Annotated in this window: 1 protein-coding gene; it reads left to right on the top strand. The window is 24.4% G+C overall.

Annotation, left to right across the window (positions count from 1 at the left end; translation table 11 throughout):
• Positions 1-53: 53 nt before the first annotated feature.
• A partial coding sequence (locus EZH24_RS15245; RefSeq protein ID WP_236847305.1) for a hypothetical protein occupies positions 54-234 on the top strand: 181 nt, incomplete at its 3' end.

The raw sequence follows: 234 nt of genomic DNA, 5'->3' as shown, positions 1-234 counted from the left end.
TATTATTTGATTATTTCTATACCAGAGATGGATTAAAACAATTACAGCATTTCTTGATTAAAGACATAAAAGTATATGACACTAACGATATAGCAGAGAAGACAAAAGATTATATAAATGATGTTAATTCAATAATAGCTTTTGACAATGAGAATATAGATTTTAGAAGCCTAAATACTAACAATATAGACAGAATAGAAATAGAGAAACTAAAATTAATAGATTATGCAGCTT

It is taken from the genome of Brachyspira catarrhinii (assembly GCF_005518285.1).
Taxonomy (GTDB): domain Bacteria; phylum Spirochaetota; class Brachyspiria; order Brachyspirales; family Brachyspiraceae; genus Brachyspira; species Brachyspira catarrhinii.
This window is presented reverse-complemented; position numbering and strand designations above follow the sequence as displayed.